Genomic DNA, 4,001 nt, shown 5'->3' with positions numbered 1-4,001 from the left:
ATTAAAATAACATTATTACTCTACATAAAAAAATAAATAAGTAAATTTACTCGAAGGTTAACTGTCTAATAAATCAGTGAGTTAGATGTGATAATAATGAGAGAAGCACTTTTACTGGAAACAATCATTTAGTGATGTAATTAAATTTAACGAAGTAAATTGGTATTGTTGGTAGGATTTTTTAGCAGATTTGAAAAGCAAAGTGTGTGACTTTTCGGTTCATTGCTATCAAAGGCGGGTATCTAAGTGGTGCAATAAAGCACGGAAAAAGTGCAGCTGGTTTATGTGAGCATTTCCAAGGTGTTGATTTATAAAGGCTATGTTATTGGCATGAACTATGCAAACATTAATTTATCATTTGACATAGAAGTGATATGTATAGAGAAGGAAGTGTAACGGTACTTTTTAGGGTACGACTCCCAGTAGCGGGGGAGTCGTACCTCTTTTTACTTTACGCGTGTGAACCGGGAGAGGTAGCGACCATCTTTTGAAAAAAAGATAATTTCACGTGTCGATTCATTATCATTTCGATTAATGCGTATTTTATTATCGATGCCAATAGCAAATAATGTGTTTTTATTCATTACTTTTAACGGGATATTGAATTGATTTACCTTTGCCATCAGAGAGCTATCTTTGTACACGACTTGCAGCGGGATCCCTCCCGTGTCGAGGTAATTACCGATAACATCAATATCATACTGCCAACTTGCTAAGTCAGTTTTTGGGGGGATCACTTTATTAATAGGTTTTTTATCATTAAGGATATTGATTAAATCGACAATGAGTAAATCGATGTTGGTGTTATTTAAGTTACTTAATGCGACGATAGTTAAACCAGAGTGAGGCTCTTGAACGATAAGCCCTTTAAAACCATCAATATTGCCTCTATGTAAGTAGTAAGATTTCCCGCCAATTTCCTCATGGAATATGCCATATTGCTGCTTTAGCATATCTTGATATAAGGTTTGCGATATAATGCTGCCAGATTGTAGTGCTCGGCTCCATTTATAAAGATCTCGAGTTGTAGTGATTAACTCACCAGCAGCCCATGCACAACCTGAAGGCGTGATAAACGCATTAACTAAGCCTGATAGTTCATACGACTTAGCTAACTGAAATGACAATGTCAGCTTCAAGCTACTGTCTTTCATGCCTAAGGGGCGCAAAAACTCCTCGGTAATGTAAGTGTTATAGGTTTTACCTGATACTTGTTCAATAATGCCCCCAAGAAGGTAATAGTTGTCATTGCTATAGTTGAACATCTTACTTGGAGGGTAAGCCCGCGATTTTTTAATTGTTTCATTAATGAGTTGGGTAGACTCGCATCTATCCTTATATTCACGCCAAGATGCATCACGGTAAAACCCAGCAGTATGATTCAGTAGCATGGCTGTTGTTATTGACTTACTGAGTTTAAGCTTCGGGTAATATCGATTTATGGGTTGATGAATGTCCAATTTGCCTTGTTCATGTAATCGTAATATGGCGGCAGCTGTTAATTGCTTAGTAATAGATCCAACTTTGAAAAGGGTGTCTTGTGATATTTGGCGTTTAAGCTTTATATCGGCATAGCCAATAGAGTGCTCGAAGGCGATGTTATTGTTATAAGCAATGAGTATGTTACCACTGAATCGGCCATAATGATTTTGGTGTTTAATATAGGATTTTAATGCACTTGACTGTGAGGATTCTGTCGCCTTTGCCGGTAGTGTTATAAAGGAAATAACAATCATGAATACAACACAGACAAATTGAGTGTTTAATGTTGGATGGGCCATTTTTCAATAAAGTAGAAGAAATAATAAAAACGATATCATTTGGTAAAGACAGCGAATATAAAATTGATTGGGGTAGACCAAGAAAATGGACTCATTATTCTTTTTTCGTGTTGCTTTAAGGCAAGTTTCATCAAGTAATGTCGAATGGTACGAGCTAGTAATTGTATTGATGGACTTGTTTATTGACGAGTTTGCGTATTGACTAATGGCTTCTTAAACGTTGAGTGTTATTAGCAGAAATGGACAGAAAAAATAGCGGCTCAATAGTAGAGCCGCTGATAGAGGTTATGATAAAACTACGTGTTTACTCTTCCCATTGAACCAGCTTGTCTTTTGGCCAGTTAGCACCTAAGTCATGGTATTTTTTCTCTAATAGGTGACGTTTGATTTTTAAGGTCGGGGTTAGTATCCCGTTTTCAATGCTCCAAGGTTCTTTAATCATCAGTACACCTTTGATTTTGGCATGTGACTCTAATTCTTGGTTTATTGTCTCGATCACTCTATGTGCTTTTCGCTCATAACGAGCATGGTCGAAGTTAGGGAATTCATGAGGTATTGCAAGCAGGATTGGTGCTGGCATACCTGAGCCCACAACACACATCATTTCGATGTTTGCTATTTCAAATAAACGCTTTTCAATGGGGACAGGGGAGACAAATTTCCCTTTCGCCGTTTTAAAGGTATCGTTTTTACGGCCTTGTATACTGAGATAACCTTCTTCATCCATAAAGCCAATATCACCAGTATGTAACCAGCCATCATTATCAAACATGGCTTTAGTTGCATCTTCATTTTTATAATAGCCGGTAAATAGCCCCATACCACGAACAAGAATTTCTTCATCCGCAGCAATTTTCACTTCAACACCGGGCCCAGCATTACCGACAGTGCCGACTTTATCGCTGCGGAATGGGTGGTTAAGGGTGCTGTAAGCAAAGGATTCTGTCATCCCCCAAGCTTCTGTAATATTTAAGCCAATACTTTCATACCATCGCAGTAGCCCTGCCGATACGGGGGCTGAACCACAGCCAAGCATACGCGCTTTATTAAGACCGAGGCCGTCAGCTAACTTACGTTTAATCACACCCGAGATGAATGGAATTTTAAGTAATATATTGAGTTTTGCTTGTGGTAGTTTTTCAAGAATACGCTGCTGGAATAGTGTCCATAAGCGAGGTACTGAAATAAACAGTGTTGGGCGATGCATTTTGACATCATCAATAAAGGTATCAAGCGATTCAGGGAATGCGACTTGAATACCAGACATAACTGAAGCCCCAAGGATATAAACACGCTCGGTAATGTGCGCAAGTGGTAGGTATGAGAATAACCTTTCGCCCTCTTGCATACCAATGTGGTCAACGATACGTTGTGCAGACCAAGCAAATGAGCCGTAGGTTAGCATTGCTCCTTTCGGAAGACCTGATGTACCTGACGTATAAACAATTGACATTAAATCATCGAGTTGATGATTAGGGCGTTCTTCAGTTGGGGTATATTCTGCGACTAGCGATTCAAATTGGTATTGGCAGGTTGGTGCCGATGGGTAATTAAATGCAATAGTTGGCAGAGAAGGGTATTTTTCCATGACAGAGGTTATTGCTTTTTGGTCGTCGAGCTTACCAATTAGCAGCACCTTTGATTCACTGTGAGTTAAGCAGTGCTCAACGGTTTCAGCGCCGGCTGTTGGGAAAATAGGGACGCTGATATAACTACCGAGCATGAGGGCGAGGTCGGTAATGAACCATTCGGCACAGTTTTTAGACATTAACGCGACACGTTCACCGGGTTTGATACCGAGCTCTCTAAGGGCGCTAACAAGTCGTAATGCTTTGTCGGCAACCTCTGCATATGTGTAATCGACAAACTGGCGATTAATAATTTGACGAAGATACACTTCATCTGGGCGCTCTTCTGCCCATTTCAGTATCAAGTCAGTTGGCAGTGGTTGTGTCATGAGTGTGTCCTTTAAGCGATCCGATTGCAGAGGTAGAGTCATACTACGATCCTTCCGTGTTGTGGTTATGTTAAAATAATGCTAATCCTACTGGTCAGTCAAGTATCAATTTGGTTTGTAACTGCTTTAATTTTAGTCATAAGTTAGCCAAAAAGGTCTCGATTTTTATATTGTTACATCATTAAAATAGAACAAAATTCAAACAACTGTACAATTTTTTACCATAACCGACAGATGTTTATAAATTTATGTTTCTATTATAG

Annotated in this window: 2 protein-coding genes; both read right to left on the bottom strand. The window is 39.1% G+C overall.

Features of this window, described 5'->3' with window-relative positions:
* Positions 1-446: 446 nt before the first annotated feature.
* Complete coding sequence (locus tag L4D78_RS28005; protein WP_428469962.1) at positions 447-1,736, bottom strand: serine hydrolase domain-containing protein; 1,290 nt, start codon at positions 1,734-1,736, stop codon at positions 447-449.
* Positions 1,737-2,085: 349 nt separating this feature from the next.
* Positions 2,086-3,738, bottom strand: a complete 1,653-nt coding sequence (locus L4D78_RS28000) for an AMP-binding protein (RefSeq protein ID WP_428469961.1) — start codon at positions 3,736-3,738, stop codon at positions 2,086-2,088.
* Between the last annotated feature and the right edge of the window lie 263 nt (positions 3,739-4,001).

Origin of the sequence: Photobacterium minamisatsumaniensis (assembly GCF_050336695.1) — a bacterium.
In the GTDB taxonomy this organism is placed as follows: domain Bacteria; phylum Pseudomonadota; class Gammaproteobacteria; order Enterobacterales; family Vibrionaceae; genus Photobacterium; species Photobacterium minamisatsumaniensis.
This window is presented reverse-complemented; position numbering and strand designations above follow the sequence as displayed.